Annotated in this window: 26 protein-coding genes; 12 read left to right on the top strand and 14 right to left on the bottom strand. The window is 66.9% G+C overall.

The genetic code is table 11. The features are described from left to right. Both AC30QB_RS17080 and phnE read left to right on the top strand, forming a co-directional pair. Complete coding sequence (locus AC30QB_RS17080) at window positions 1-843, top strand: PhnE/PtxC family ABC transporter permease (protein ID WP_489547451.1); 843 nt, start codon at window positions 1-3, stop codon at window positions 841-843. Between the two features lie 5 nt (window positions 844-848). Beyond that, window positions 849-1,679 carry a phosphonate ABC transporter, permease protein PhnE gene (phnE, locus tag AC30QB_RS17075; protein ID WP_489547450.1) on the top strand — a complete coding sequence of 277 codons (831 nt, stop codon included), beginning with the start codon at window positions 849-851 and terminating at the stop codon, window positions 1,677-1,679. Between the two features lie 99 nt (window positions 1,680-1,778). Here the strand turns inward: phnE and AC30QB_RS17070 are convergent, their stop codons facing one another. Further along, window positions 1,779-2,354: a 5-formyltetrahydrofolate cyclo-ligase gene (locus AC30QB_RS17070; protein ID WP_489547449.1), complete on the bottom strand. Its 576-nt coding sequence runs from the start codon at window positions 2,352-2,354 to the stop codon at window positions 1,779-1,781. A gap of 111 nt (window positions 2,355-2,465) precedes the next feature. On the opposite strand from AC30QB_RS17070, the gene yihG reads away from it, so the two are divergent. Then, window positions 2,466-3,359 carry a 1-acylglycerol-3-phosphate O-acyltransferase, YihG family gene (gene yihG, locus AC30QB_RS17065; RefSeq protein WP_489547448.1) on the top strand — a complete coding sequence of 298 codons (894 nt, stop codon included), beginning with the start codon at window positions 2,466-2,468 and terminating at the stop codon, window positions 3,357-3,359. 118 nt (window positions 3,360-3,477) lie between these two features. Here yihG and AC30QB_RS17060 read toward each other — a convergent pair whose 3' ends face one another. The 4 genes from AC30QB_RS17060 to AC30QB_RS17045 all read right to left on the bottom strand — a co-directional run bounded on the left by AC30QB_RS17060 (window position 3,478) and on the right by AC30QB_RS17045 (window position 7,738). Then, complete coding sequence (locus AC30QB_RS17060; RefSeq protein WP_489547447.1) at window positions 3,478-4,551, bottom strand: ABC transporter ATP-binding protein; 1,074 nt, start codon at window positions 4,549-4,551, stop codon at window positions 3,478-3,480. An 8-nt stretch (window positions 4,552-4,559) separates the two neighbouring features. Beyond that, window positions 4,560-5,426 (bottom strand): carbohydrate ABC transporter permease, encoded by an 867-nt coding sequence (locus tag AC30QB_RS17055; RefSeq protein WP_489547446.1) that lies wholly within the window; start codon window positions 5,424-5,426, stop codon window positions 4,560-4,562. Then, window positions 5,423-6,304, bottom strand: coding sequence for a carbohydrate ABC transporter permease (locus AC30QB_RS17050; protein ID WP_489547445.1), 882 nt, complete (start codon window positions 6,302-6,304; stop codon window positions 5,423-5,425). The genes AC30QB_RS17055 and AC30QB_RS17050 overlap by 4 nt, the downstream gene beginning before the upstream one ends. A gap of 168 nt (window positions 6,305-6,472) precedes the next feature. Next, window positions 6,473-7,738: an ABC transporter substrate-binding protein gene (locus AC30QB_RS17045; protein WP_489547444.1), complete on the bottom strand. Its 1,266-nt coding sequence runs from the start codon at window positions 7,736-7,738 to the stop codon at window positions 6,473-6,475. Between the two features lie 348 nt (window positions 7,739-8,086). Between AC30QB_RS17045 and AC30QB_RS17040 the strand changes: the two genes are divergently transcribed. The 3 genes from AC30QB_RS17040 to AC30QB_RS17030 are packed head-to-tail and all read left to right on the top strand — an operon-like array spanning window position 8,087 to window position 10,657. After that, window positions 8,087-8,761, top strand: coding sequence for a response regulator transcription factor (locus AC30QB_RS17040; protein WP_489547443.1), 675 nt, complete (start codon window positions 8,087-8,089; stop codon window positions 8,759-8,761). A 10-nt stretch (window positions 8,762-8,771) separates the two neighbouring features. After that, complete coding sequence (locus tag AC30QB_RS17035) at window positions 8,772-10,241, top strand: sensor histidine kinase (RefSeq protein WP_489547442.1); 1,470 nt, start codon at window positions 8,772-8,774, stop codon at window positions 10,239-10,241. A 26-nt stretch (window positions 10,242-10,267) separates the two neighbouring features. Continuing rightward, complete coding sequence (locus AC30QB_RS17030) at window positions 10,268-10,657, top strand: TfoX/Sxy family protein (protein WP_489547441.1); 390 nt, start codon at window positions 10,268-10,270, stop codon at window positions 10,655-10,657. Between the two features lie 12 nt (window positions 10,658-10,669). Here AC30QB_RS17030 and AC30QB_RS17025 read toward each other — a convergent pair whose 3' ends face one another. From AC30QB_RS17025 to AC30QB_RS17015, 3 genes are all read right to left on the bottom strand, one after another. Further along, on the bottom strand, window positions 10,670-11,566 hold the full coding sequence (locus tag AC30QB_RS17025; protein WP_489547440.1) for a hypothetical protein: 897 nt from the start codon (window positions 11,564-11,566) through the stop codon (window positions 10,670-10,672). A gap of 11 nt (window positions 11,567-11,577) precedes the next feature. Then, entirely contained in the window at window positions 11,578-12,246 is a 669-nt protein-coding gene (locus AC30QB_RS17020) for a hypothetical protein (protein WP_489547439.1), read from the bottom strand. An 87-nt stretch (window positions 12,247-12,333) separates the two neighbouring features. Beyond that, the gene (locus AC30QB_RS17015; protein WP_489547438.1) at window positions 12,334-12,639 is read right to left on the bottom strand and encodes a DUF2917 domain-containing protein; all 306 of its coding nucleotides are present in this window, start codon (window positions 12,637-12,639) and stop codon (window positions 12,334-12,336) included. Window positions 12,640-12,732: 93 nt separating this feature from the next. On the opposite strand from AC30QB_RS17015, the gene AC30QB_RS17010 reads away from it, so the two are divergent. Beyond that, window positions 12,733-13,692: a LysR family transcriptional regulator gene (locus tag AC30QB_RS17010; RefSeq protein WP_489547437.1), complete on the top strand. Its 960-nt coding sequence runs from the start codon at window positions 12,733-12,735 to the stop codon at window positions 13,690-13,692. Between the two features lie 4 nt (window positions 13,693-13,696). Here AC30QB_RS17010 and AC30QB_RS17005 read toward each other — a convergent pair whose 3' ends face one another. Beyond that, window positions 13,697-14,449, bottom strand: coding sequence for a sigma-70 family RNA polymerase sigma factor (locus tag AC30QB_RS17005; RefSeq protein ID WP_489547436.1), 753 nt, complete (start codon window positions 14,447-14,449; stop codon window positions 13,697-13,699). A 70-nt stretch (window positions 14,450-14,519) separates the two neighbouring features. On the opposite strand from AC30QB_RS17005, the gene AC30QB_RS17000 reads away from it, so the two are divergent. Next, the gene (locus AC30QB_RS17000) at window positions 14,520-15,101 is read left to right on the top strand and encodes an ATP-dependent Clp protease proteolytic subunit (protein ID WP_489547435.1); all 582 of its coding nucleotides are present in this window, start codon (window positions 14,520-14,522) and stop codon (window positions 15,099-15,101) included. A gap of 116 nt (window positions 15,102-15,217) precedes the next feature. On the opposite strand, the gene AC30QB_RS16995 is transcribed toward AC30QB_RS17000, so the two are convergent. After that, window positions 15,218-15,784 (bottom strand): 5-formyltetrahydrofolate cyclo-ligase, encoded by a 567-nt coding sequence (locus tag AC30QB_RS16995; protein ID WP_489547434.1) that lies wholly within the window; start codon window positions 15,782-15,784, stop codon window positions 15,218-15,220. Window positions 15,785-15,807: 23 nt separating this feature from the next. On the opposite strand from AC30QB_RS16995, the gene AC30QB_RS16990 reads away from it, so the two are divergent. The 4 genes from AC30QB_RS16990 (at window position 15,808) to AC30QB_RS16975 (ending at window position 20,947) form a co-directional block, all read left to right on the top strand. Continuing rightward, window positions 15,808-17,853, top strand: coding sequence for a lytic transglycosylase domain-containing protein (locus tag AC30QB_RS16990; protein ID WP_489547433.1), 2,046 nt, complete (start codon window positions 15,808-15,810; stop codon window positions 17,851-17,853). A 56-nt stretch (window positions 17,854-17,909) separates the two neighbouring features. Continuing rightward, entirely contained in the window at window positions 17,910-18,866 is a 957-nt protein-coding gene (locus AC30QB_RS16985; RefSeq protein WP_489547432.1) for a complex I NDUFA9 subunit family protein, read from the top strand. Between the two features lie 107 nt (window positions 18,867-18,973). Then, a complete protein-coding gene (locus AC30QB_RS16980) occupies window positions 18,974-19,660 on the top strand; it encodes a glutathione S-transferase family protein (RefSeq protein ID WP_489547431.1) in 687 nt (228 codons plus the stop codon). A 63-nt stretch (window positions 19,661-19,723) separates the two neighbouring features. After that, entirely contained in the window at window positions 19,724-20,947 is a 1,224-nt protein-coding gene (locus tag AC30QB_RS16975) for a multifunctional CCA addition/repair protein (protein ID WP_489547430.1), read from the top strand. A gap of 3 nt (window positions 20,948-20,950) precedes the next feature. Here AC30QB_RS16975 and AC30QB_RS16970 read toward each other — a convergent pair whose 3' ends face one another. The 4 genes from AC30QB_RS16970 to AC30QB_RS16955 all read right to left on the bottom strand — a co-directional run bounded on the left by AC30QB_RS16970 (window position 20,951) and on the right by AC30QB_RS16955 (window position 23,902). Then, on the bottom strand, window positions 20,951-21,877 hold the full coding sequence (locus AC30QB_RS16970; protein ID WP_489547429.1) for a sigma-70 family RNA polymerase sigma factor: 927 nt from the start codon (window positions 21,875-21,877) through the stop codon (window positions 20,951-20,953). Then, the gene (locus AC30QB_RS16965; protein ID WP_489547428.1) at window positions 21,858-22,163 is read right to left on the bottom strand and encodes a hypothetical protein; all 306 of its coding nucleotides are present in this window, start codon (window positions 22,161-22,163) and stop codon (window positions 21,858-21,860) included. The genes AC30QB_RS16970 and AC30QB_RS16965 overlap by 20 nt, the downstream gene beginning before the upstream one ends. Before the next feature lie 38 nt (window positions 22,164-22,201). Beyond that, on the bottom strand, window positions 22,202-23,605 hold the full coding sequence (locus AC30QB_RS16960) for an MFS transporter (RefSeq protein ID WP_489547427.1): 1,404 nt from the start codon (window positions 23,603-23,605) through the stop codon (window positions 22,202-22,204). Between the two features lie 99 nt (window positions 23,606-23,704). Beyond that, entirely contained in the window at window positions 23,705-23,902 is a 198-nt protein-coding gene (locus AC30QB_RS16955; protein WP_489547426.1) for a DUF2905 domain-containing protein, read from the bottom strand. Between the last annotated feature and the right edge of the window lie 13 nt (window positions 23,903-23,915).

The raw sequence follows: 23,915 nt of genomic DNA, 5'->3' as shown, positions 1-23,915 counted from the left end.
ATGGGGGCTTTAGCGCACGCCACGCAACGCGCCCCGGATCGGGACCCGGCCTGGCTAGGCCGCGCGTTCTGGTCGTGTGCGGCATTGGTGGTTCTGTGGCCACTGGCCGTGGCGACCGAGTTCAAGCCCTGGCTGCTGTTCGATGCCCGCAGCCTGCGCGTCACGGGCCGCTTCCTACAAAGCTTCTGGCCACCCGCCCATTCACCGGACTTCCTGATGCTGGTGGCCCGGGAGGCCTGGCGCACGGTGACCATCGCGACGGCCGGCCTCACGCTCGCGCTGCTGCTGGCCGTGCCGGCGACGCTGCTGTCAACGCGTGTGCTGTCGGTCTCGGCCTTGTCCGGCCGCATGGCGCGCGGCCCGTTCTGGTTGCGTCAGGGGGTGCGCTGGGGGCTCATCATGCTGCGCAGCGTGCCCGAACTGGTGTGGGCGCTGGTGTTCGTGCGCGTGGTCGGCCTCGGGCCCACGGCTGGCGTGCTGGCAATTGCGCTGACTTACGGCGGCATGCTGGGCAAGGTGTATGGCGAAATTCTGGAGAGCGGCGATGTGCATGCCGCCCAGACGCTGCTGCGCAATGGCAGCTCGCGTCTGCAGGCCTTTCTGTTCGGGCTGCTGCCGCAGAACGCAGCGGAGTTGACCAGTTACACCGTTTACCGCTGGGAGTGTGCGATCCGCAGCTCGGTGGTGCTCGGTTTCGTCGGCGCCGGCGGGCTCGGGCAACTGCTCGACGGCTCAATAAAGATGTTCAATGGTGGTGAGGTGCTGGCAATGCTCGCCGTCTTCGTGCTGCTGGTGGCATTGGCCGATCGCGTGAGTGCCGGCTTGCGCAAGGGTCTGGGGTGAGTGTGATGAGATCTATGCCACCGGCTTCCAACACGCCCTATCGCCTGCCGCCGCCGCTGTTCAATGCGCGATGCCGGGCCTGCTGGTTCACCGCCGCGATCTTGGTGCTGGTGGTGGCCAGCTTCTGGACGCTGAACCTGCAGTGGGCGCAATTCCTCTCACTGGAAGCCTTGCGCAGCATGGGCCGTTTCATCGGCGAGTTCTTTCCGCCGGACACGTCGCCAGAATTCCTGGCCGGCGTGGCGCGCGGCACCTGGGAAACACTCGCGATGTCTGCGCTGGGCACGCTGCTGGCGGCCGTTGCCGGCCTGCTGCTCGCCCTGCCTGCGAGCCGCACGCACGCCAATGATGCGGCCCGCCTGCGCGCGCCCACGCGGCTGTTGCTCAACGCGCTGCGTGCCATCCCCGAACTGGTGTGGGCCGCCTTGCTGCTGATGGCGGCCGGCCTCGGACCGTTCGCCGGCACGCTGGCCCTGGCCGTGCATACCGCGGGTGTGCTGGGACGCTTGTTCGCCGAGAGCGTGGAGAACGCGCTGCCGGGCCCGGGTGACGCACTGCGCGCACAGGGCGTGGGCAGCACACGCGTGTTTCTGTACGCGACGCTGCCTCAGGTCGTGCCGCAGCTGATCAGCTACACGCTGTATCGATGGGAGAACAACATTCGGGCGGCCGCCGTGCTGGGCGTGGTGGGTGCAGGTGGCCTGGGGCAGCTGCTTGCCTTTCACATGGGCCTGTTCCACATGGGCAAGACGGCGACGATCCTCGGTGCAATGCTCGTGCTGGTGGTCGCGGTGGATGCCTTGAGCTACGTTGCTCGCCGGGCCATGACGCGGTAGAGGCAGGCGGGCCTCGCCACGCCCGACCGGCAGGCCGCTTTGGCCGACGAGATCATGAAAGCGTGTGACGCCGAAGGGTCGATGGCCAACAGCGATTCATCACCCCCGCTGCCACACCACCCCCTCCTCCGTCAGCATCACATCCACCAACAGATCGTCCGGCTCCGCGCGCAGCATCGGCAAAAATCCATGCGCATACCCCACGCCAATGGTCAGCGGCCGCGGGCTCAAGTCAGCCAAGGTGCGGTCATAGAAGCCGCCCCCATACCCCAGCCGCACACCCTCCGGCCCGTAGCCCACGCAGGGCAGCAGCAGCAATGCGGGCTTGAACTCGTCGGTGTCTTTAGGCTTGGGAATGTCGTAAGCATCAGGCTCCATCGGGCACCCCGGGAACCACACATGGAAGCGCAGCTCGCCGGTCTCTCTGTTCGCCACCGGCAAGCCGATGCGCCGCGGTGAGCCCTCGGGCCCACCCTCGCTCCAGCGGTAGAGCGCGGGCAGCGGGTCGAACTCGCCCTTGATGGGCCAGTAGGCGCCCACGCTGGCCTCGCGCCGGCTCACGAGCCACATGCGCAGCACACTTTGCAGTTGCACGGCCAGCTCCAACCGGTCGGGCAAGGCCTGGCGGGCGGCGATGAGCTTCGCGCGCAAAGCACCGCGTTCTTCTGGGGTCATGCAGTGTCTCCAGCAGATAGATGAGCCCCGTAATTGTGCAGGAGGCCTTCAAGCGAAGAGCAGGTGACAAACTGCGGCACACTGCATGTGCTCACATTCAAGAAAACCGACATGCTTACTCGCTTGCCAGCCCCCCTGCGTGGCGTGCTCACCGGCTTCACGCTGGGGCTGAACACACTGGTCATCTCAGCCTCGCTGGTGCTGCCCTCTCTCATCAAGCTGCTGCTGCCGTTTGCACCCGTGCGCCGAGCCTGCGAGCGCACGCTGAACGCACTGGCCTCGGGCTGGGTGGCCATCAACAACGCCTGGCTCGCCGCGGTAAGCCCGGCCCGTTGGGACGTACAAGGCGTGGACGGCCTGCACCAACAAGGCTGGTACCTGGTGTCGAGCAACCACCAGAGCTGGGTCGACATCTTGGTGCTGCAGCGCGTGTTCCACCGCCGCATTCCCTTCCTCAAGTTTTTTCTGAAGCAAGAGCTGATCTGGGTGCCCGTGATCGGCCTGGCCTGGTGGGCGCTCGACTTCCCTTTCATGAAGCGCGGCAAGGGCCACGGTGCCCGCCACAGTGACCTGCAAGCCACCCGCGACGCGTGCGAAAAGTTCAAGCGCATTCCCACCTCGGTGATCAACTTCGTCGAGGGCACGCGCTTCACGCCGGCCAAGCAAGCGAAGCAGCGCAGCCCCTACAAGCATTTGCTCAAGCCCAAGATCGGCGGGCTGGGCATTGCGCTGGCGACGATGGGCGAGCAGTTTGAGGCCCTGCTCGACGTGACCATCGTTTACCCCAACGGCGCACCCAACTTCTGGGATTTGCTGTGCGGCCGCATTGACGCCGTGATCGTGCGCGTGCAGCGGCGCGAGATCCCGCCGCAGGTGCTGGGCAGCGACCCCATCGGTGACAAGGTCTACCGGCAAGCCATCAGCACCTGGACCGAAGAACAGTGGGTAGAGAAAGACGTGCTGATCGACGGCTTGCGGCGCGGTGATCGCCAACCTGCGGGCTGAGCCAGCGCAGCCGGCCACACCACCGTTCGCGTTGAGCCTGTCGAAACGCCGCAGGTCACCGTGCCCCTTAGTACCGGCACCAAGCCTTCGACAGGCTCAGGCCGAGCGGAACGTGGTCTCAGCCGATGCGCGCCTCAGTGGCCGCATCAAACACATGCAGGTCACGTGCATCCCAGGCCACGTGCACCGGGTCGCCCACGCGCTGCGTGACGCGCCCACCAGTGCGCAGCACCAGGCTGCCCATGGCGGTGTCAACAAAGGCGTAGGTGTCGGGCCCGGTGGGCTCCAACAAGGTCAATCGGCCGGGCATGCCCTGGTCGGCCAGCTGCACGCACTCGGGCCGCAGGCCGATCACGCAGCCAGGCACATGCTTTTGCAGCAAGGCCTGCTGCTGCGACTCGGCCAGTGCGATGGGCTGGCCCTTCACGCTCAGCTCGGTGTCGCCGGGCTTGAAGGTGTCGGCCTGCAGCATGTTCATCGCGGGTGAGCCGATGAACTCGGCCACGAAGCGCGTGGCCGGGCGGCTGTAGATGTCTTCGGGGGTGCCGAACTGCTGCACCGCGCCGTCGCGCATCACCGCGATGCGATCGCCGAGCGTCATCGCTTCCACTTGGTCGTGCGTCACGTAGACGGTGGTGGTGCGGGTGCGCTGGTGCAAAAGTTTGATCTCGGCGCGCATCTCCACCCGCAGCTTGGCGTCGAGGTTGGACAGTGGCTCGTCGAACAAGAAAAGCTTGGGGTTGCGCGCGAGCGCACGACCCATGGCCACGCGCTGGCGCTGGCCGCCAGACAGGTTGGCGGGCTTGCGGCCGAGCAGGTGCTCGATCTGCAGCATCTTGGCCACGCGCTGCACAGCAGCCTCACGCTCGGGCTTGGGCACCTTGCGCATCTCAAGCGCGAAGCTGATGTTCTGCGCCACGCTCATGTTGGGGTAGAGCGCGTAGCTCTGGAACACCATGGCGATGTCGCGGTCCTTGGGCAGCTGGTGCGTCACGTCGCGCTCGCCGATGTGGATGCTGCCGGCGCTGGGCATGTCCAGGCCGGCGATGATCGACAGCAGGGTCGACTTGCCGCAGCCCGAAGGCCCGACGAGGATCAAGAATTCGCCTTCATCGATCTCGATGTCAATGCCCTTGAGGATGTCGACCGCGCCGTAGCTCTTGCGAACGTTGCGGATTGAAAGTGCGCCCATGGTTTCAGTTATCCCTTGACGGCGCCGGCCGTGAGCCCGCGCACGAAATGCTTGCCCGCGAGCACGTAGATGAGCAACGTTGGCAGCGCCGCGATCATCGCGGCGGCCATGTCGACGTTGTATTCCTTCACCGAGCTGGAGGTGTTGGCCATGTTGTTCAGGCCAACCGTGATGGGCTTGGCGTCACCCGCCGAGAACACCACACCGAACAGGAAGTCGTTCCAGATCTGGGTGAACTGCCAGATCAGCGTGACCACGAGGATGGGCGCCGACAGCGGCAGCACGATGCGCCAGAAGATGCGCCAGAAGCCCGCACCATCGAGCATGGCCGCGCGAATCAATTCATCGGGCAGGCTCACGTAGTAGTTGCGAAAAAAGAGCGTGGTGGTGGCCAGGCCCACCAGCACGTGCACGATCACCAGGCCCCAGATCGAGTCGGCGAGCTGAGACCAGCCCAGCACCTGCGACATCGGCAGCAGCACCACCTGCAGCGGCATGAAGGCACCGAACAGCATCAGCCCGAACATGAGTTCGCTGCCCTTGAAGCGCCACTTCGAGAACACGTAGCCGTTGATGGCTCCGAGCGCGGTGGAGATGAGTACCGCCGGTACCACCATCAGTGTCGAGTTCCAGAAGAAGGGCTTTAAGCCACCGCAGTCGGTGCCGGTGCAGGCTTGCGACCAGGCCTTGCGCCAGGCGCCAAAGTTGATGCTGCCGGGCAGCGACAGCAGGCTGCCGTCGCGCACCTCGGCCATGTCTTTCAGCGACGTGGCGACCATCACATACAACGGCATCAGGAAGACGGCGGCGAACAGGAGCAACACCGACCAGATGGCGAAGCGCTGAAAGGCAACGGTGGCGCTGCGGCTCATCATTTGCGCGTCCTCAGCTCGGAATAGAGATAAGGCACGACGATGGCGGCCACGGTGCACAGCATTACTGTGGCCGAGGCTGCGCCCAGGCCGATCTGGCCACGCGAGAAGCTCATGGCATACATGAAGGTGGCCGGCACGTCGGTCGCGAAGCCAGGCCCGCCGGCGGTCAGTGCCATCACCAGGTCGAAGCTCTTGATCGAGATGTGGGCCAGCACGAGGATGGTGCTGAAGAACACCGGCCTGAGACTCGGGATGATCACGCGCCAGTAAATGCGCGGCAGCGAGGCGCCGTCGATCTGCGCGGCCTTGATGATCGAATCATCGATGCCGCGCAGGCCGGCCAGAAAGAGCGCCATCACGAAGCCGGCGCTCTGCCACACGCCGGCGATCACCACGGTGTAGATGGCCTTGTCGGGGTTGACCAGCCAGTCGAAAGTGAAGCTGGTCCAGCCCCACTGCTGCACCAGGTGCTCTAGACCCAGGCCGGGGTTCAAGATCCACTTCCACGCGGTGCCGGTGACGATGAAACTCAGGGCCATCGGGTAGAGGTAGAGGGTGCGCAGCGCCCCCTCGGCGCGTATCTTCTGGTCGAGCAAGATGGCCAGGCCCAGCCCCAAGGCCAGGCCCACGCCGATGAAGAGCGCGCTGAAAATGCCGAGGTTGGTGAGCGCCACGACCCAGCGCTCGCTTTCGAACAGCGTGGCGTATTGCGCCCAGCCGACGAACTCATAGTTGGGCAGCAGGCGCGAGGCCGAGAACGAGAGCACCCCGTTCCACACGATCAGCCCGTAGATGAAGACGAAGGCGAGCGTGAAGCTGGGGGCCAGCGCCAGGCGAGGCATCCAGCGGGCCATGCGCGCGGCGAAGGGTTGGGTCATAGGGCTAAGTGGTGAAGCCGACTCGGGCTCGACCTGCTCCGTTCGGGCTGAGCTTGTCGAAGCCGGCGCTGTGCTGGGCCTGCCCTTCGACAGGCCCAGGGCGAACGGAGCGCAGGCCCAGGGCGAACGGAGCGCAGGCTCAAGCGAACGGAGCGCAGGCTCCTGAAGTTACTTCGTCTTGGCAGCCGTGGCCAGGCGGTCCATGGCTTGCGCGGCGGTCATGGTGTCGGTGTTCCAGAACTGCGACACCACGTCCTTGATCGCGCCTTCAGCCGCCGACGACACGGCCATGCCGTGGGCGATCGAGGGCACCAGCGAGTTGCTCTTGGCGGTGGACACGAAGTCTTTAGCCGACAGCTTGGCGCACTCGTCAAACTTGCTCATGTCGCTGTTCAGGCGCACCGGGATCGAGCCCTTGTTGAGGTTGAACACCTCTTGGAACTCGGGCGACATGATGGCCGCGGCCATGTCTTTTTGCGCCTGCAGGTTGGCGGTGTTCTTCAGCTTGAACATCGCAAAGCTGTCGATGTTGAAGGTGTACGAATTGGCGGTGCCCGGTGCAGCAGCGCACAGGAAGTCCTTGCCCGGCACCTTGCCTGCGGCCAGGAACTCGCCCTTGGCCCAGTCGCCCATCAGCTGCATGCCGGCTTCACCGCGAATGACCATGGCGGTGGCGAGGTTCCAGTCGCGGCCCGAGGCGTTTTTGTCGGTGTAGTCCTTCACCTTCTTGAAGGTGGTGAGCACCTTCAGCATGGTGGGGCTCTTCAGGCTGCTCGGCTCCAGGTGCACCAGCGCCTTGTGATAGAAATCAGCGCCACCGACACCCAAGGCCACCGACTCGAAAGTGGTGAAGTCTTGCCAGTTCTGGCCCCCGTGCGCCACGGGTATCAGGCCGGCCTTCTTCAGCGCTTCAGCGGTGACGAAGAACTCGTCCCAGTTGGTGGGCATTTTGGCGTTGGCCTTCTTCAGTGCCTCGGGGTTGGCCCACAGCCAGTTCACGCGGTGCACGTTGACGGGCACGGCCACGTAGCTGCCCTTGTACTTCATGACGTTGGAGACGACCTTGGGCAAGAGCGCGTCCCAGTTGTTGGCCTTGGCCACGTCGTCCAGATTCGCCAGCACGCCTTCAGCGCCCCACTCTTGAATGGACGGGCCCTTGATCTGCGCCGCGGCCGGGGCATTGCCCGACACCACACGCGACTTCAGCACCGTCATCGCCGAGTCACCACCACCACCGGCCACGGCGAAGTCTTTCCAGCTGTGGCCCTGGGCCTGCAGCGTGGCCTTCAGTGCGGCGGCGGCCTTGGCTTCGCCGCCCGAGGTCCAGTAGTGCAGCACCTCGACCTCGCCGGCACGGGCCGCGAGTGAAGCGCAAAGCAGGGCGGCCGCGGCCGCGACGTGCAGCGCTCGGGTGGGAGTGGAAGTGATGGTCATCGAAGTCTCCGGGATGTGTTGTTGGGTGGATCGCGTCGAGGCTGCAGCGCCCAAGGTCGACCGGGCAGAACATTAACAATTAATTAACTCCTTGACGCCCGTACTTTCCCTTGGGTCCTCGTTTTGCCTATGAAATGGGGCGTAGTCAACGGCGAGGCCTGCGTGCGTTTCAGGCAACTCGTGGTTAATGCCATGTTAATTATTTCAATCTTCAAACAAAAATCAGCCCGGGCGCCTGGCACCCCCCTCTCACTTGCTGAGAGCTGGGCGCCCGATCCACACTGCACACCACGCCTCGGGGGGAAACACCCCAAGGCGCACATGAACGCTGCCATAACATCGCGGGCGATGAAACTCCTGCTCGCCGAAGACGACACCATCCTGGCCGACGCGCTCACCGCGAGCCTGAAGGCCAGCGGCTTCGAGGTCGAAGTGGCCGACAACGGCGCCGTGGCCGAGTACCTGCTGCTGCGCCACGACTTCGACATCGGCGTGCTCGACCTCGGCCTGCCGCTGGTCGACGGCCTCACCGTGCTGAAAAAGGTGCGCAGCGCCAAGCCCCGCCTGCCGATGATGGTGCTGACCGCGCTCGACGGCATGGAGCAGCGCGTGGCCGGCCTCAACGCCGGCGCCGACGACTACCTCACCAAGCCCTTCGACTTCCCCGAGCTGGAAGCACGCCTACGCGCCCTGCTGCGCCGCGCCCACGGCGCGCCGGCCACCGCCACGCTGCAGCAAACCGGCCTCTTGCGCTTCGACCGCGAAGCGCGCCGCGCCACCATCGACAAGACCCCGCTCGACCTCTCGCCGCGCGAATGGACCCTGCTCGACCTGCTGCTCACGCAGCGCGACCGCGTGGTCACCAAAGAGCAGATCGTGCAAGGCTGGACGCCCGACCCGAACGAGCAGAACCTCGGCTCCATCGAGGTCTACATCCACCGCCTGCGGCGCAAGCTCGAAGGCTCCAAGGTGTCGATACGCACGGTGCGCGGCCTGGGCTATCTGCTAGAAGCTGAAGCCTAGGCGGACCCCCATGACCGCCTGGAAAGCCTGGCTCACGCCGGGCACCCGCTCGCTGCACCGCCACCTGCTGCTGTGGCTCTTGTTGCCGCAGCTGGTGCTGTGGCTGGCTGCCGCGAGCTTCACCTATCAGCTGGCCGACCGCTACGCCAACCAGGCCATCGACGCCAGCCTCTCCACGGCCTCGCGTTCACTCGCACGGCAGGTCAAGCCCAGCGGCAGCGGGCTCTTCATAGACTTCCCGCGCGCCGCGCAAGACGTGATCGAGGCCGACCCCGACGACCGCGTGTACTACATGGTCAGCACGCCGCCGGGCGAGTTCATCCTCGGCAACAGCCAGGTGCCGCCGCCGCCGGCCAGCATTGCCGAGCCACGCCTGGGCCAGCCCTATCTCTATGACGGCGTGGTGCGCGACCCCGCCACGGGTGACAAGCGACGCGATGTGACGGTGCGCGTGGTCGCGCTCTACCTGGCCTACGGCGAACCGGGTAAGCCGCAGCGCCTGCTGGTGCAGGTGGCGCGCAGCCGCGCGAGCCGCGAAGAGCTGGCGCGGCAGATCCTGATCGACACCGCCCTGCCCTTGTCGCTGCTGATCGTGCTGATGTCGGTCATCGTGTGGGGCGGCATACGCGGCGGCCTCGCGCCGCTGGCGCGCCTGCGCAGCGTGGTGGAAAGCCGTGCCACCAACGACTTGGCACCGATTCGATTGGAAGCCGCGCCTGAAGAAGTGCGCAGCCTGGCGCTGGCGCTGAACACGCTGCTGGCCGAGGTGCGCGAAAACGTCAACGCGCAGAAGCGCTTCATCAGCGACGCCGCCCACCAGCTGCGCACGCCGCTGGCTGGCCTGAAGAGCCAGACCGAGCTGGCGCTCGCCAGCGCCGCGGTGGCCGCCGACCCCGAGCTGCAGGCGCGCTTGCAGCGCGTGCACGAGAGCGCCACGCGCAGCGCGCATCTGGTGAGCCAGCTGCTGGCACTCGCCCGTGCCGAGCCCGAGGCCGCACTGGCGCAGTCGCGCAGTCGCTTCGATTTGCAGCGGCTGGCCCGCGAAGTAGCGGCCGAGCAGGTGCCGCGCGCACTCGCCGCCGGCATCGACCTGGGGAGTGACGAGGCCGAGCCCACCGAGGCGCCGCTGCAGGTGATGGGCAACGCGATGCTGATTCGCGAGGCGCTGGTCAACCTGGTCGACAACGCCATTCGCTATGCGGGGCGCGGCGCCAGCGTCACCGTGAGCGCGCATGCGCAAGGCCAAGAGGCGGTGGTGACCATCGAAGACACCGGCATCGGTGTGCCCGAGAGCGAGCACGAGCGCATCTTCCAGCGCTTTGCGCGGGCCACGCATGAGGGCAATGGCTGCGGGCTGGGCCTGGCCATCGTGAAAGAGATCGTCGAGCGCAGCAGCGGCCATGTGGCGCTGCAGTCGGTGCAGCCGCAGGGGCTGCGGGTGATCGTGCGCTTTCCGCTCGCCGCTCCTGCCAAAACATGACAGCCTGAGCAGGCACACTGACACGCATGGCCGTCTCACCCGATTTCGTCGCGCATTGCATCGAGCTCTTGAACCCGCTCGGGCCTGCGCGCTCACGCCGCATGTTCGGCGGCCACGGTTTCTATGTGGACGACGTGTTCATCGCGCTGATCTTCGGCGAGCGCCTGTACCTGAAGGCCGACGCGCAAACCCGGCCTCGCTTCGAGGCGCAAGGCTGCGAGCCCTTTGTCTACGACGGTGCCGGCAAGCAGGTAACGATCAACTACTGGACAGCGCCCGACGACGCGATGGAATCGCCCGTGCTGATGCTGCCGTGGGCGCGGCTGGCAATGGAGGCGGGGCTGCGCGCGCGCAATGCCAAGCCCAAGAAAGCCGCGAGCAAACCAGCGAAGAAGGCGCCACTGCCCAAACGCTGAGCAGACAAGAGATCAAGGCTTGGCCACCGCCCGGTCGAACATCTGCAGCTTGTCGACCCCATGCTTGGGCTCCTTCTTCAGCATGCGCACTTCGCTTGAAAGCCGAATCTCTTTTTCGTTGAGATACGGCTTGGCGTCGAGTGTCTTCTGCACCCTGGCCAGGCTGCGCTGGTAATCGGCCGCGTCGCTTGAGACCTTCACCTTGCTGGCCGCTGCCGACCCACCGGCATCGGCCACCGAGGCGCGCAGCAAGACGCTGTTCAAGCCCACGGCGTATTGCGAAAACTCGGCCCCGTCGATCATGGCCGGCCGCCGCTCGGGCGGCGCATCGCGAAAGGCCGCGGCAATGCGCGCCAGGTCGGCCATGGCCGCCCGGTTGCTGCTCTTGATCGACAAGGCCTGCAGCTTGGGCGCACTGTCATCGAAGGGCTTGAAGCTCAGGTTGCCGCGCATGGCCACCGTGGCGGCCTGTACCACCTCGGGGTTGCTGGTGTTCAGGTCGTCCAGCGCCACCTCGAGCGTACGGTAGACGATCATCACCGGCAGCTTGCTGCTGAGCTGGCAGCCCACGATCTCCACTGACGGGGCCCCGGGCGGCGCCAGGCCCGCCACAACACGCGCTTTCTCTTGCGTGGGCGGCAGCACCAGCAGCTGCAGGTCGGTGTCGTCGGCCTTGCACACCACCTTGCAGCCCAGCTCGCCCTTGGCGTTGGACATGTTGGGACAGGTCGCACCGGCAAAGGCCGCGTCGCTGCGCTTCATGGCAAAACCGCCCACCCCGACGAACGCCTTGTCGGTCATCTGGCCGGGCTTGTCTCGCAGCCTCACGCTGACCGTGACGGAGATCGGCTCGGCGGTGGCCGCGCACGACAGCAAACACAACAGCAAGCACGCAATAAAAGCTTTCATGCCGGGTCTCCTTAGGCCTTCGCCCACTTCAACAACAAGCCGCTCACCACCACCATGCCGATGAACAGCAAAGCCTTTTGCAGCGGCGTGGCCCACACCCAGAAATTGAACCAGCGACGTGGCTGCACGTGGCACACGCCATCGGCCAGGCCTTTGTCGAACAGGGCGAACACCTTGAGGTTCTGCGCGCTGATGGGCGGCGCCTCCTTGCTGGCCGCTTGCAGCCTCACGCGAAAGCGGTAGCTGAACTCGGGGCGCAAGTCGTTGAGCACGAACTGCATCTGGCCGCGCAGCGGCTCAGAGCCGGAGTCGGGGCACAAGGCACCGGGGCAGCTCTGGCCCGTCATGGGGTGAAAGGCGAGGTCGTCGGGCTCGAGGATCGCGCCCTGACGGTAGGGCTCGTCGAAGAGCACGGTGTTGATGAGCGCGTCGCGCCCTTCGAAGGTCAGCGGCACGCCCTTGGGCATCTCGCCCGCAATGCGCCCGGTCACGAGCACCTGCCCGCCGCTGGACACGCGCTTGTCGAGCACGAAAACGCACCCGCCGATGAACCGGTTCAGCAGCTCCTTGATCTGGTCATTTGCAAAGACCACGAAGAGCGGCACGATGGCCAGGATCACCAGGCCGGCCGTGGGCCTGAGCACCGACACCAGGGCTTCGACAACACGCGTCTTGGGCATGGCTTCTTTCGTTGCGCAATGAGTGCACAACGATTGAAACCGGGCCACCTGCCCGTCGCAATCCCCAGATTGATGACAGACGCAAGGTCAGCTCAGGCGTGACGCGGCAGTGCAGGCCCGTGGCGGCACCAGCATCTGGAACTGCGTGCGGCCCCAGCCCTCGACCACCCAGGCGCTGCCCGAGTCCAGGGCCAGGCTTTCGCCGGCCGTCAGCCACACGTCTTCGGCCGGCGCCTGCGGCGTGCCTTCACGGGTAAGCCACAGCCGCCCCTGGGCAACAAACAGCTCACGCTCGCCTGGGCCGATGCTCAAGCGCAGTGCTTCACCGCAGGCCAGTGACCATAAAGAGGAAGGCGTAGACTCTTGCGTACTTGTCATCAGTTGGTTGCTCACGGCTTGGCTCCTTGCACTCAGTGAAGCGAAGAATAGGCCTGCGTAAAACGGCCGTCCAATGAATTGCCGACAAGCAATTAACTCGTTTTGAGCATGAATACGATTCGCCGCCGCCCGCTCTCCGTGGGCCCTGTACGGGCCTTTGAAGCGGTGTCACGCCACCTGAGCTTTCGCGCCGCGGCCGACGAGCTGAGCCTCACGCAATCGGCCATCAGCCGGCAGATCCAGGCACTGGAAGAAGACATGGGCGCCACGCTGCTGCTGCGGGGCACGCGCAAGGTCGAGCTCACGGCCGAAGGCGCGATGTTCCTGCGCGCGCTCGCGCCCGGCCTGGCCCGCATCGACGCCAGCGTGCAGCAGGTACGCCAGTCGCTCGGGCGGCGGGTGGTGAGCGTCAACACCTTTGCCTCGTTTGCCTCGCTGTGGGTGATCCCGCAGATGGAAGCCTTCCAGCGCGAGCACCCGGAGATGGACATACGCGTGTCGGCCACCGACGTGATCGTCAACGCCAACGACCCCGAGTTCGACCTGATCCTGCGCTACACCAGCCGCCACAAGGCGCCGCCCGAGGCGCAGCGCCTGTTCGGCGATGTGATCACACCGGTCGTCAGCCGCTGGCTGGCCGAGCAGATACGCAGCGGCCAGGCGCCGCCGCTGTCCAAGCCCGAGCACCTGTCGCAGTACACGCTGACCGAAGAAGACGACTGCCGCCCCACTGCCGAGTACCTGAGCTGGCGCCACTGGCTTGCCCACCACGGCGCACCCGATGTGCAGCCGCGCCGCTGGCTGTACCTCAACTTCACCTACCAGCAAGTGCAGAGCGCGCTGGCCGGCCAAGGCGTGGCGCTGGCACGGCTGCCGCTGGTGACCGAGCAGCTGGAGCGGGGTGACCTGGTCGAGCCCTTCGGCCCTGAAGGTCGCGTGACCACGCCGTGCGCCTACTGGCTGATCACCCCGGCCGCCAGCCGTGCGCGCAAAGAGGTGGACGAGTTTTGCCGCTGGGTAGAGCAGCGCGCCGCGCAAACGCGGGTGGCGCTGGGCGAGCCGGCCTGAGCGTTCAGGCGAGGTCGGCGTTGGCCGCCGCGACGGGGCCCAGCGGCAGGCAACACAACACGCGGCCTTCGTGCGCCAGCACCAGCGCGTAGCCGCCTTCGAGCTGCACGACGCCACTCTGTGCAGATGACACGTCCGCCACGGCGCAAGCGCGCACAGCGGCTCGCGCGGACACCGTCGAGGCCAAAATCGCATGCAGAGGCGCCGCGCTGTGCTGCTGCAGCGCCCGCAGGCACAGCAGGTAAAGCGCATCGGCGGTGGCGCGGTCTTCAGGCTCGCCCGCGTCGGCTTGGCGCAGGCGCAGCAGCGCACGGTGCACCGCCTGGCGGCACGCTGCTTCGCTCTTGCCCGCGCGCTCGGCAATGTCGGCGTGGCTGAACCCGAACACCTCGTGCAGCAGCAGCATCGCGGCATCGGCCGGCGCCAGCGTGTCGGCGAGCCTGCGCAGCGCCTGGGCACAGCGCTGGCGGGTCGCGGTTTCTTCTTCAGCGGATGGCGCCCTGCCTTCGAGCGGGCCCGGCGAGTTGTCGCGTTCGAGGCGGCGGCGGCGCAAGCCGTCGAGCGCCAGGTTCTTCATCACTGTGGTCAGCCAGGCCACCGGCTGGTCGAGCGCCAGCGGCGCCCCGGTCATGACCCGCAGCCATGCCTCGTGCAGCGCGTCTTCGGCATCGGCCTGGCTGCCCAGCAGGCCGCGCGCCACGCCAAGCAGTCGGGCACGCTCGCTGCGGGACAAGGTGAAGGGCAAAGGAGGCTTCATGGCGCGAGCTTGTCACGAAATGGTCGCCCCATTCGTCATACGGGCTCGAACCACTTCAGAGCCTTCGCCCATGGAAAACGACAGCCCACCCGCCGCCACCGAACAGCGCAGCCAGTTTCTTGAAGAAAAGGCCTTCAAGTCGCGCACCGTCTTTCTCTTCGGCGGCATCACCGATGCCACGGCCGCAGAGACCGCGCGCCGCCTGGTCGCCCTGGCCGCCGACAGCAGCGCGCCCATCCACGTGCTGGTGTCCTCACCGGGCGGGCACCTCGAATCGGGCGATGCCATCCACGACATCGTCAAATTCATCGACGTGCCAGTGTTCATGATCGGCACCGGCTGGGTGGGCAGCGCGGCCACGCACGTTTATCTCTCGGTGCCACGCGAGCGCCGCGTGTGCCTGCCGCAAACACGCTTTTTGATCCACCAGCCCAGCGGTGGCGCTGGCGGCCCGGCCACCGACATCGCCATCCAGGCGCGCGAGATCGTGAAGGCCCGCGAGCGCATCGCCGCGGTGATCGCCCGCGAGACCGGTCGCTCACAAGAGCAGGTGCTGCTGGACATCGAGCGCGACAACTGGTTGTCGCCAGAAGAAGCCATCGACTACGGCCTGGTGTCGCGTGTGATTCAGAACCGCAAAGACTTGCTCTAGTGCTCTAGGGCGATCTGATCGGCGGCGAAGATCAGCACGTGCGAAATACTTTCCGTTCGGGCTGAGGTATCGAAGCCCTGTGCGGACCTTCGATGAGGGGCTTGTTCAGCGTTGCCTTAGACCACGCCCCGCTCCGTCACGACCAGCGCGAGCGGTTGGTCGTGCGGCTCGGGTGTGAAATCGGCCTCGCCAATCTCACTCACCGACCAAGCCACGCCCACCGCGGTGACGTGCGGGTGGGCCGCCAGCCAGCGGTCGAAGTAGCCCCCGCCATAGCCCAGCCGGTAACCGCCAAGGGTGTAGCCCACACACGGCACCAGCACCACGTCGGGCACCACCGCTTGGCCATCGCTGGCGGCAATGCCGCACTCGTCTTGCACCGACGGTGCGGCCCCGTCCCACAGCCGATAGTGCATTTGCCGTGGCTCACGCTGCGCGAACGGCAATGCGACACGAAAGGAAGTACCCACCTTGTCGTCGTGCCACAGCCCTGCTGCGTTAAATTCGGATCGCATCGGCCAGTAAAGGCCCAGGCACTCAGGCTCCAGGCGCTCTACCAGCGCCACCAGCGACGAAGCCAATGATTGCGCCGCCCCTGCAACTTCTGGCGACGAAGCGAATCGCTCTCTCAGGTCACGCAATTGCGCACGAAGCGCGGGGCGCGAAAACGGCGTGATGGTCACGATAGAAGAACGAGGTACGGAAGTTGAAACCAGTATATGAGCGCGCTTCGCGGTTCAAGGCCAGCAGCCTGGTCTGTTGGAGCCTGGCGGCAGCCCTGCTGTCTGCCGCCCTGCCCGCCTGCTCGCAAACCACCGGCAACGACGCCATCGTCGAAGCGCGAGAAGCCTTTCGCAGGCACGACGGCCCCCGCCTCGCCGCCCTGCGCGCCACCGCGCTGGCCGAGCGCCACCCGCTGGCCATGTGGGTCGACTACTGGCAGCTGAACAACCGCCTCTTCGCCGCCTCGCCCGACGAAGTAGAAGCCTTCTACAAGCGCTGGAAGGGCAGCTACGTGGAAGACCGGCTGCGCAACGACTGGCTGCTCGAGCTGGGCCGCCGCCGCGACTGGAAAGCGCTCACCGCCGACTACCCGCGCTTTCGCATGAACGATGACCGCGAGGTCAGCTGTTACGCCCTGCTCGCCGACCACCTCGACGGCAAAGACGTGCGCAGCGCCGCCCGCACCGCCTGGTTCAGCCAGCGCGAGGCCGACGATGGTTGCGCCCTGCTCGGCACCACCCTCTACGAAACCAAGCAGCTCAACGAAAACGATGCCTGGCGCCGCGCGCGTCTGGCCGTCGACGCTGGCAAGCCCAAGACCGCGCAGCAGGCCGCCGCGCTCGTGAGCCCGCGCAGCGGCAGCGATGCGAGCGACCTGCTCGACAAGCCCGCGCGCTACCTGACCCCGCTCAACCCCAAGACGCGGCAAGACAAGGAGCTCGCCACCCTTGCGCTGATGCGCCTGGCCGCCAGCGAGCCCGATGCCGCGGCCACCGCACTGCGCGCCAAGTGGGAAGCCGCCTTGCCGCCCGAGCTGGCCGCCTGGGCCTGGGCCGCCGTGGCCAAGCAAGCGGCGATCAAGCTGCTGCCCGATGCCTCAGACCATTACCAGCGCGCCGCCCTGCTGGCCGCCAAGGCCGCAGTCGAGATCGACTGGGCTGACGACACGCTCGCCTGGAAGGCCCGCGCCGCGCTGCGCGCCAACAACGGCATGCCGCGCTGGCAGCAGGTGGTGCAGGCCGTGAATGCGATGAACCCCGTGGAGCAGCGCGACCCGACCTGGGTTTACTGGAAGGCACGTGCGCTGCAAGCCCTGGCCAAGGAGTCGAACGAGCCGGAGGCCATGACGGCGCAGGCGCAAGAGATGCTCAGCAGCCTGGTCGGCCAGCTTCATTTCTACGGCTCGCTCGCGGCCGAAGACCTGGGCCAGCCCATCGCCTTGCCTGCGATGCCGCTGCCACCCACAGACGCCGAGCGCCACACCGCCACACGCGAACCTGGCCTGGTGCGTGCCCTGCAGCTCATCGCCATCGGCCTGCGCAACGAAGGCGCGCGCGAATGGAATTTCACCCTGCGCGGCATGGACGACCGCGCCCTGCTCGCCGCCGCGCAGCTCGCCTGCGACCGCGAGGTGTGGGACCGCTGCATCAACACCAGCGACCGCACGCGCACCGAGATCAACCTCGCGCAGCGCTACCCCACGCCCTTCCGCAGGGAGATGCTGGCACGCGGGCGCGAGCTCGGCGTCGACCCAGCCTATGTGTACGGCCTGATCCGCCAGGAGTCACGCTTCGTGATGGACGCGCGCTCCGGCGTGGGGGCCTCGGGCCTGATGCAGATCATGCCTACCACCGCGCGCTGGACGGCCAAGAAGATCGGCCTGCCCTACTCGCAAGACATGATCACCGACCGCGACACCAACCTGAAGATCGGCACGCAGTACCTGCGCCTGGTGCTCGACGACTTCGAAGGCTCGCAGGTGCTGGCCGCGGCCGCCTACAACGCCGGCCCCAGCCGCCCGCGGCGTTGGCGCGAAGGCCCCTCGCTCGAAACCGCGATCTGGGCCGAAAACGTGCCCTTCTCTGAAACGCGCGACTACGTGAAGAAGGTCTTGTCCAACGCCGTCTTCTACTCGGCGCTGCTCAACAACCCGGCCGCCACGCAGGCGCCCTCACTGAGGGCACGCCTGGGCCGCACCATCGGCCCGCGCCAGGGTGCCGCAGTGGCGCTCGACAAGGACTTGCCATGAGCTCGCCGGGCCAGCCCAAGAGTGAATACCGGAGTGCGCAGCACGGAGCTGCTCCCGTGAGTCGGGTCTTGGTACTCGGCGGCACCGGCTTCGTGGGCCGCACCCTGTGCGAAAAACTGGTGGAGCGCGCCCACGGCGGACATGGGCGCATCACGGTGCCCAGCCGCCGGCCACACCGCGCCCGGTCGCTTCTCATTCTGCCCACCGTCGAGCTGGTGGCGGCCGACGTGCACGACGAGGCGCAGCTCGCGCGCCTGGTGGCGGGCCACGATGCGGTCGTCAACCTGGTGGCCACGCTGCATGGCACCGAGGCGGCATTTCAGCGCACGCATGTGGAGCTGCCGCGCAAGCTGGCCCGCGTGTGCAACGCCGCCGGTGTGATGCGCGTGGTGCACGTGAGCGCGCTGGGCGTGTCCACCACGGCGCCCTCGCGCTACCTGCGCTCCAAGGCCGCGGGCGAGGCGGTACTGCAGGGCGCGGGCCTGGCCCTGACGGTGCTGCGCCCGTCGGTGATGTTCGGTGCCCAAGACCAATTTCTCAACCTCTTTGCGAGCTTGCAGGCCCTCTTCCCGGTGATGCCCCTCGCATGCGCCGATGCGCGCTTCCAGCCCGTGTGGGTGAACGACGTGGCGCAGGCCATCGTGCACGCACTCGACCAGCAGAGCGCCATCGGCAGCCTCTACGAGTGTGCCGGCCCGCAGGTCTACACCCTGGCCGAGCTGGTGCGGCTTGCCGGGCGCTGGTCGGGCCATGAGCGGGCAATCATTCCGCTGCCGGCCGCCCTGGGCCGCTTGCAGGCCACGCTGATGGGGTGCCTGCCCGGCGAGCCGCTGATGTCGCGCGACAACCTCGACTCGATGCGGGTGCCCAATGTCGCCACAGGCAACATCCCCGGGCTGGACGCTCTGGGCATACAGCCCACGGCGCTGCAAACGGTGATGCCCGATTGGCTGGCAGGCACCGGCAGCGCGACACAAATGGGCGGCGGGCGCCGCGGGGCCAGAAACGGCTGATAGTCACCGGCCCCATGAGGCAGCGGCATCAACGCCATGCCGCGTTGTCATCGCCAAACGGGTCACCGTCGCCTAGCATGTAAGGCCCTTCTGAAAGGCCACACCCCATGTCTTTGCAGCTCTACATCGGCAACAAGAACTACTCGTCCTGGTCCATGCGCCCCTGGGTGCTGCTCAAGCAGGCCGGCATTCCCTTCGAAGAGTGCATGCTGCGCTTCGACGCGCTGACGCCCGAGTCGGCCTTCAAGATCGAGCTCGCACGCCTGAACGTCGCCGGGCGCGTGCCGGTACTGGTGGACGACGGCCTGGCGGTGTGGGACACGCTGGCGATTGCCGAATACGTGGCCGAAAAATTCGCCGACAAACAACTGTGGCCCAGCGATGCCAAGGCGCGCGCCCGCGCACGCAGCGTGTGCGCCGAGATGCACTCGGGCTTCGGCGCACTGCGCACCCACTTCGGCATGAACATCGAAGCCTCGTTGCCCGACATCGGCCGCATCGCGCTGCGCGACCAACCCCAGGCACGCGCCGACCTCGACCGCATCGTGCAGATGTGGAGTGAGCTGCTCAGCCAGCACGGCGGGCCTATGCTGTTTGGCAGCTTCAGCGTGGCCGACGCCTACTTCGCACCGGTGGTCAAGCGCATCGTCACCTACCAGCTGCCAGTACCGCCGCAGATCGCCGCCTACGTCGAACGCGTGCAGGCCTTGCCCAGCGTCGTCAGCTGGACGCAGGAGGCCTTGGCCGAGCACGACTTCGTGGTCTTCGACGAACCCTACCGCGCCTCGCGGTAAGGGGCAACGACGAGCCGACGAAGAGCAGGAACGGCACAGCGCCCGCACCTACACTGCCACCTCATGAAGATGTGGATGGTCGGTGGCGCGGTGCGCGACGCCCTGCTGGGTTTGCCGGTGAACGACCGCGACTGGGTCGCGGTCGGTGCCACGCCGCAAGAAATGGTCGACGCGGGCTACACGCCGGTGGGCAAAGACTTCCCCGTTTTCTTGCACCCGCAGACAAAAGAAGAAGTGGCGCTCGCGCGCACCGAGCGCAAGTCGGCGCCGGGCTACCGCGGCTTCACCATCCACGCCGACGCGAGTGTCACGCTGGAAGAAGACCTGCTGCGGCGCGACCTCACCATCAACGCGATGGCGCGCGACGAGCACGGCGCCGTCATCGACCCGTATGGCGGCCAGCGCGATCTGCGCGACAAGGCCTTGCGCCATGTGTCGCCTGCCTTCGCCGAAGACCCCGTGCGCATTCTTCGCGTGGCGCGCTTTGCGGCGCGCTTCTCCGACTTCAGCATCGCACCTGAAACCAACGCCTTGATGCAGCAGATGGTCGCCAACGGCGAGGTCGATGCGCTGGTGCCCGAGCGCGTGTGGCAAGAGCTGTCGCGCGGCCTGATGGAGCGCACGCCCTCGCGCATGTTCGAGGTGCTGCGTGGCTGTGGCACGCTCGCCAAGCTGCTGCCCGAGGTGGATCGCCTGTGGGGCGTGCCACAGCCACCAGCGCACCACCCCGAGGTCGACACCGGCGTGCACCTGATGTTGGTGCTCGACATGGCCGCGCGCTTGAACGCGCCACTGACCGTGCGCTTCGCCTGCCTGGGCCACGACCTCGGCAAGGGCACCACACCGGTCGACGAACTGCCGCGCCACATCGCCCACGAAGCGCGCAGCGTCAAGCTGGTCAAGGCCGTGTGCGAGCGCCTGCACGTGCCCACCGATTGCCGCGAGCTGGCCGAGGCAGTGGCCCGCGAGCACGGCAACGTACACCGCAGTGAATCACTCGACGCCGCCGCGGTCATGCGCCTGCTGGAGCGCTGCGATGCCTGGCGCCGGCCGCAACGCTTCAGCGAGCTGCTGCTGGCCTGCGAGTGCGATGCGCGCGGGCGCACCGGCTTTGAAGACCGGCCCTACCCCCAGCGCGCGCGGCTGCAAGCTGCGCTCGACGCGGCGCAGGCGGTGGACAGCGGCGCGGTGTCGGCCCAGGCGCTGGCGCGAGGCCGTCAGGGCACGGCGATCGGTGACGCGATTCGCTGGGCGCGCGAGCGTGCCGTAGCGGTCGCGCTGGGTTGACGATCAAACCATCAGCCGCAGGCCGCTCTCCTGCGCGATGTAAGGCACGTAGCGAAAGTCCTGGATCTCCACCACCTGACCGTCGCGCCAGCGCAGCGCGATGAAATAGGCCGGCGACGTGGCTGCGCCTACCGTCACCGCCAGCACTTCGCGACCATCAAGCCAGGCGGGTTGCAGCCGCACGTCGACCAAGCGCTCGTAGTTGCTGAAGTACTGCCCCACCGCACGACGCCCATTGGCCTTGCTGCGCGACACCAGGTCGAGCCGCACATCGTCGGCGAGCAAGGCACGCACGCCATCCCAATCGTGGGCGTTGAAGAGGCCCGCATAGCGAGCCAGCGCGGGCGAGGCCTCGCCCCGCACTGCCGCCAACGCCGGCAGCTCACAGCGTTCACGCAGGCCGGCGCGGCCGCGGTGCAAAGCGGCTTTCACCGCGGGCAGGCTCAGCTCGAGTTCGACGGCAATCTCTTCGAGCGTATGGTCGAGCACGTCTTTCAGAATCACGCAGCCGCGTTGGGCGGGTGGCAGCGCGAGAAAGCACGACAGCGCCGCCCGCACGGCCTGGCTGCGCGCGAGCAAGTGATCGGGCTCGCGGGCCGCGTCGTCGGCAAGGTCGAGCGCGGCCTCCAGCGGCTCGCTCGCGCGGTGCACCTCGCGGCGGTGGTGATCCATGGCGCGGTTGTGCGCGATGCGAAAAAGCCAGGGCCGCAGCAAAGGCATTTCTTTCAGCTGCGAGAGCTCGTAGTACGCGCGCGCCAGCGTCTCTTGCACCACGTCTTCGCCTTCGGCCACGGAGCCAGTCATGCGCGTGCAGTAGCGGTGCAGCTCAGGCCGCACGCGCTCGACCAGCGCCAAAAACTGCCGGCGCCCCTGGTCGAGCACGGCGATCAGGGCCGCGTCAACGCTGTCGTCAGTGGGTGAAGAATCCATGCGATCCAATCTCGTTGAGCTCCACCGTCATCGGTGCCTCGTCACAGCGCGCTCGAATGCCCGCAACGAAAGCTTTGAAGGCGGGCAGCGCCGCCAAAGGGCTGTCGCCTTCGGCGGCCTCGTGCGAGACAAGGTGCACAAAGCTCAACCCGTCGTCCAAGCGGAAGCTCGCATAACGCAGGCCCGGTGGTGCCAGTGCCCGAAGCTCGGCGAACACCGCGCGGATGAGCTGCTCGTTTTCGGCCGCGGCGCCGGGCTTGAGTTTGTAGCGAATCATGCGTTTCATGGCAGAACCCTTTTCAGATGAATGGTCAGTGCGTGGCCTCAGCGGCCGGAAGAAGGAGCGAGACGTGGCGGCAGTGCGAGCGCGGCGGCCGCGCCGAGCAGCGACAGCGCGGCAGCAGCCGCCATCGCGTGGTTGAAGGCCTGGCTCGGGGCGCTGTTAGAGGTGCGCGAGAAGACTTCGACCAACAGCGCCACGCCAAACGTTCCGCCGAGGTAGCGCGCCATGTTGAACACGCCCGAGGCCTTGCCGATCTGTTCGGGTGGCACGGCGCTGATGACGGCGTTCTGCGCCGCTGGCATGGCCATCGACACGCCCACGCCTGAGATCAGCAACGGCAGCACCAGCTGCACGTAAGGGAGCGTGGGCTCGGCCACCCAGGCGATCCACCCCAGGCCCAGGGCCTGCAGCAGCACGCCCACCACCACCAGCGGCCGCTCCCCCAGGCGCCGCACCAGGCTGCCCGCCAGCGGGGCCGTGACCATCAGGGTGGCCGTCCACGGCAGCAGGCGCAGCCCGGCGCCCCAGGGGCCCTGCCCCTGGGACTGCAAGAACTGCGGCAGAAAGAAGACCGTGCCGTACATCGGCGCATAGAAAAGAAAACTCGCCGCCAGCCCGGCGGCCACACCGCGTGCACGAAAAATCGCCAAAGGCACCATCGGCGCGGGCGCATGGCGCTGCCAAACCACGAAGCCCACCGACAGCAGCCCGCCCGCCGGCACGGCCAGCATGACCTCAGGGCTTTGCCAACCCGCCCCATGGCCGCGCACCATCGCCCACACCACAGCCAGCGCCGCCAGCGTGGCGAGCACAGCACCCGGCATGTCGATGCCGGCGCTGGGCCCGTGGCTCTCTTCCACACGCTCGCGCAGCAGCCACACCGCAACCAGGCCGATGGGCACGTTGATCCAGAAGATCCAGGGCCAGGCCCAGCCCTCGGCGATGGCGCCGCCCAGCGCCGGCCCGACGATCAGGGCCAGACCGGTGATGCTGCCGAAGATGCCCAGCGCCTTGGCGCGCTCTTCGCGCGGGAAGGCGGCGCCGATCAGCGCCATCGCCACCGGCATGACCATGGCGGCGCCCACGCCTTGCAGTGCACGCGCGGCAATCAGCCAGGTGGCGTCGCGGGCCAGCGCGCAGCCCACCGAGCCCGCGATGAACACCAGCAGGCCTGTTGCCATCACACGGCGGCGGCCGAAGCGGTCGCCCAAGGCGGCGCCGGTGAGCAGCAGCACGGCGAAGCTCAATTGGTAGGCATTGACGACCCACTCCAGCGTGCCCAGGGGCGCACCCAGGCTGGTGCCGATCTGGCGCAGCGCGGTGGTCACCACCAGGGCATCGAGCGCCACCATGAAAGACGCCAGCGATGTCAGCGCCAGCACCCACGCGCGGGCCGAGGAATCAAATGTGGCAGGCGCGGAGAGCGCTTGCGAAACCGTGTGCATGAAGAACTCCTGATGGTGAGGTACCAAGTCAAGACGTTCCAGCACTGCAAAAGGATGCGGTCTCGCCGCCCCGGTGCAGACGAGCGACCTGCGCGCCGTTCAGATCAGCCGGCTGATCGCCATCGCCACCACGCTCAGCAGCACGCTGCTGGTGAGGGGGATGAAAAACTCGCGCCCGAAGATGCGAAAACGAAAGTCACCCGGCAGCTTGCCCAGCCCGATCTTCTCCAGCCACTTGTGCAAGCCACTGAAGAGCAGCAGCGCGATCAGAATGACGAGCAGCCACCTCAGGCCCATGACGATGCACCTT

Source organism: Rhizobacter sp. (assembly GCF_046595475.1).
Classification (GTDB): domain Bacteria; phylum Pseudomonadota; class Gammaproteobacteria; order Burkholderiales; family Burkholderiaceae_C; genus Rhizobacter.
This window is presented reverse-complemented; position numbering and strand designations above follow the sequence as displayed.

What these genes read in the sequence shown, in the direction of transcription:
- AC30QB_RS16960 (WP_489547427.1), bottom strand. Translation starts at nt 23,605, where the DNA reads ATGCACACGGTTTCGCAAGCGCTCTCCGCGCCTGCCACATTTGATTCC.
- AC30QB_RS16975 (WP_489547430.1), top strand. Translation starts at nt 19,724, where the DNA reads ATGAAGATGTGGATGGTCGGTGGCGCGGTGCGCGACGCCCTGCTGGGT.
- AC30QB_RS16955 (WP_489547426.1), bottom strand. Translation starts at nt 23,902, where the DNA reads ATGGGCCTGAGGTGGCTGCTCGTCATTCTGATCGCGCTGCTGCTCTTC.
- AC30QB_RS17060 (WP_489547447.1), bottom strand. Translation starts at nt 4,551, where the DNA reads ATGGGCGCACTTTCAATCCGCAACGTTCGCAAGAGCTACGGCGCGGTC.
- AC30QB_RS17000 (WP_489547435.1), top strand. Translation starts at nt 14,520, where the DNA reads ATGGAAAACGACAGCCCACCCGCCGCCACCGAACAGCGCAGCCAGTTT.
- AC30QB_RS17055 (WP_489547446.1), bottom strand. Translation starts at nt 5,426, where the DNA reads ATGATGAGCCGCAGCGCCACCGTTGCCTTTCAGCGCTTCGCCATCTGG.
- phnE (WP_489547450.1), top strand. Translation starts at nt 849, where the DNA reads ATGAGATCTATGCCACCGGCTTCCAACACGCCCTATCGCCTGCCGCCG.
- AC30QB_RS17040 (WP_489547443.1), top strand. Translation starts at nt 8,087, where the DNA reads ATGAAACTCCTGCTCGCCGAAGACGACACCATCCTGGCCGACGCGCTC.
- AC30QB_RS17070 (WP_489547449.1), bottom strand. Translation starts at nt 2,354, where the DNA reads ATGACCCCAGAAGAACGCGGTGCTTTGCGCGCGAAGCTCATCGCCGCC.
- AC30QB_RS17025 (WP_489547440.1), bottom strand. Translation starts at nt 11,566, where the DNA reads ATGAAAGCTTTTATTGCGTGCTTGCTGTTGTGTTTGCTGTCGTGCGCG.
- AC30QB_RS17010 (WP_489547437.1), top strand. Translation starts at nt 12,733, where the DNA reads ATGAATACGATTCGCCGCCGCCCGCTCTCCGTGGGCCCTGTACGGGCC.
- AC30QB_RS17045 (WP_489547444.1), bottom strand. Translation starts at nt 7,738, where the DNA reads ATGACCATCACTTCCACTCCCACCCGAGCGCTGCACGTCGCGGCCGCG.
- AC30QB_RS17020 (WP_489547439.1), bottom strand. Translation starts at nt 12,246, where the DNA reads ATGCCCAAGACGCGTGTTGTCGAAGCCCTGGTGTCGGTGCTCAGGCCC.
- AC30QB_RS17050 (WP_489547445.1), bottom strand. Translation starts at nt 6,304, where the DNA reads ATGACCCAACCCTTCGCCGCGCGCATGGCCCGCTGGATGCCTCGCCTG.
- AC30QB_RS16970 (WP_489547429.1), bottom strand. Translation starts at nt 21,877, where the DNA reads ATGGATTCTTCACCCACTGACGACAGCGTTGACGCGGCCCTGATCGCC.
- AC30QB_RS17005 (WP_489547436.1), bottom strand. Translation starts at nt 14,449, where the DNA reads ATGAAGCCTCCTTTGCCCTTCACCTTGTCCCGCAGCGAGCGTGCCCGA.
- AC30QB_RS16980 (WP_489547431.1), top strand. Translation starts at nt 18,974, where the DNA reads ATGTCTTTGCAGCTCTACATCGGCAACAAGAACTACTCGTCCTGGTCC.
- AC30QB_RS17080 (WP_489547451.1), top strand. Translation starts at nt 1, where the DNA reads ATGGGGGCTTTAGCGCACGCCACGCAACGCGCCCCGGATCGGGACCCG.
- AC30QB_RS17030 (WP_489547441.1), top strand. Translation starts at nt 10,268, where the DNA reads ATGGCCGTCTCACCCGATTTCGTCGCGCATTGCATCGAGCTCTTGAAC.
- AC30QB_RS16965 (WP_489547428.1), bottom strand. Translation starts at nt 22,163, where the DNA reads ATGAAACGCATGATTCGCTACAAACTCAAGCCCGGCGCCGCGGCCGAA.
- yihG (WP_489547448.1), top strand. Translation starts at nt 2,466, where the DNA reads ATGCTTACTCGCTTGCCAGCCCCCCTGCGTGGCGTGCTCACCGGCTTC.
- AC30QB_RS17035 (WP_489547442.1), top strand. Translation starts at nt 8,772, where the DNA reads ATGACCGCCTGGAAAGCCTGGCTCACGCCGGGCACCCGCTCGCTGCAC.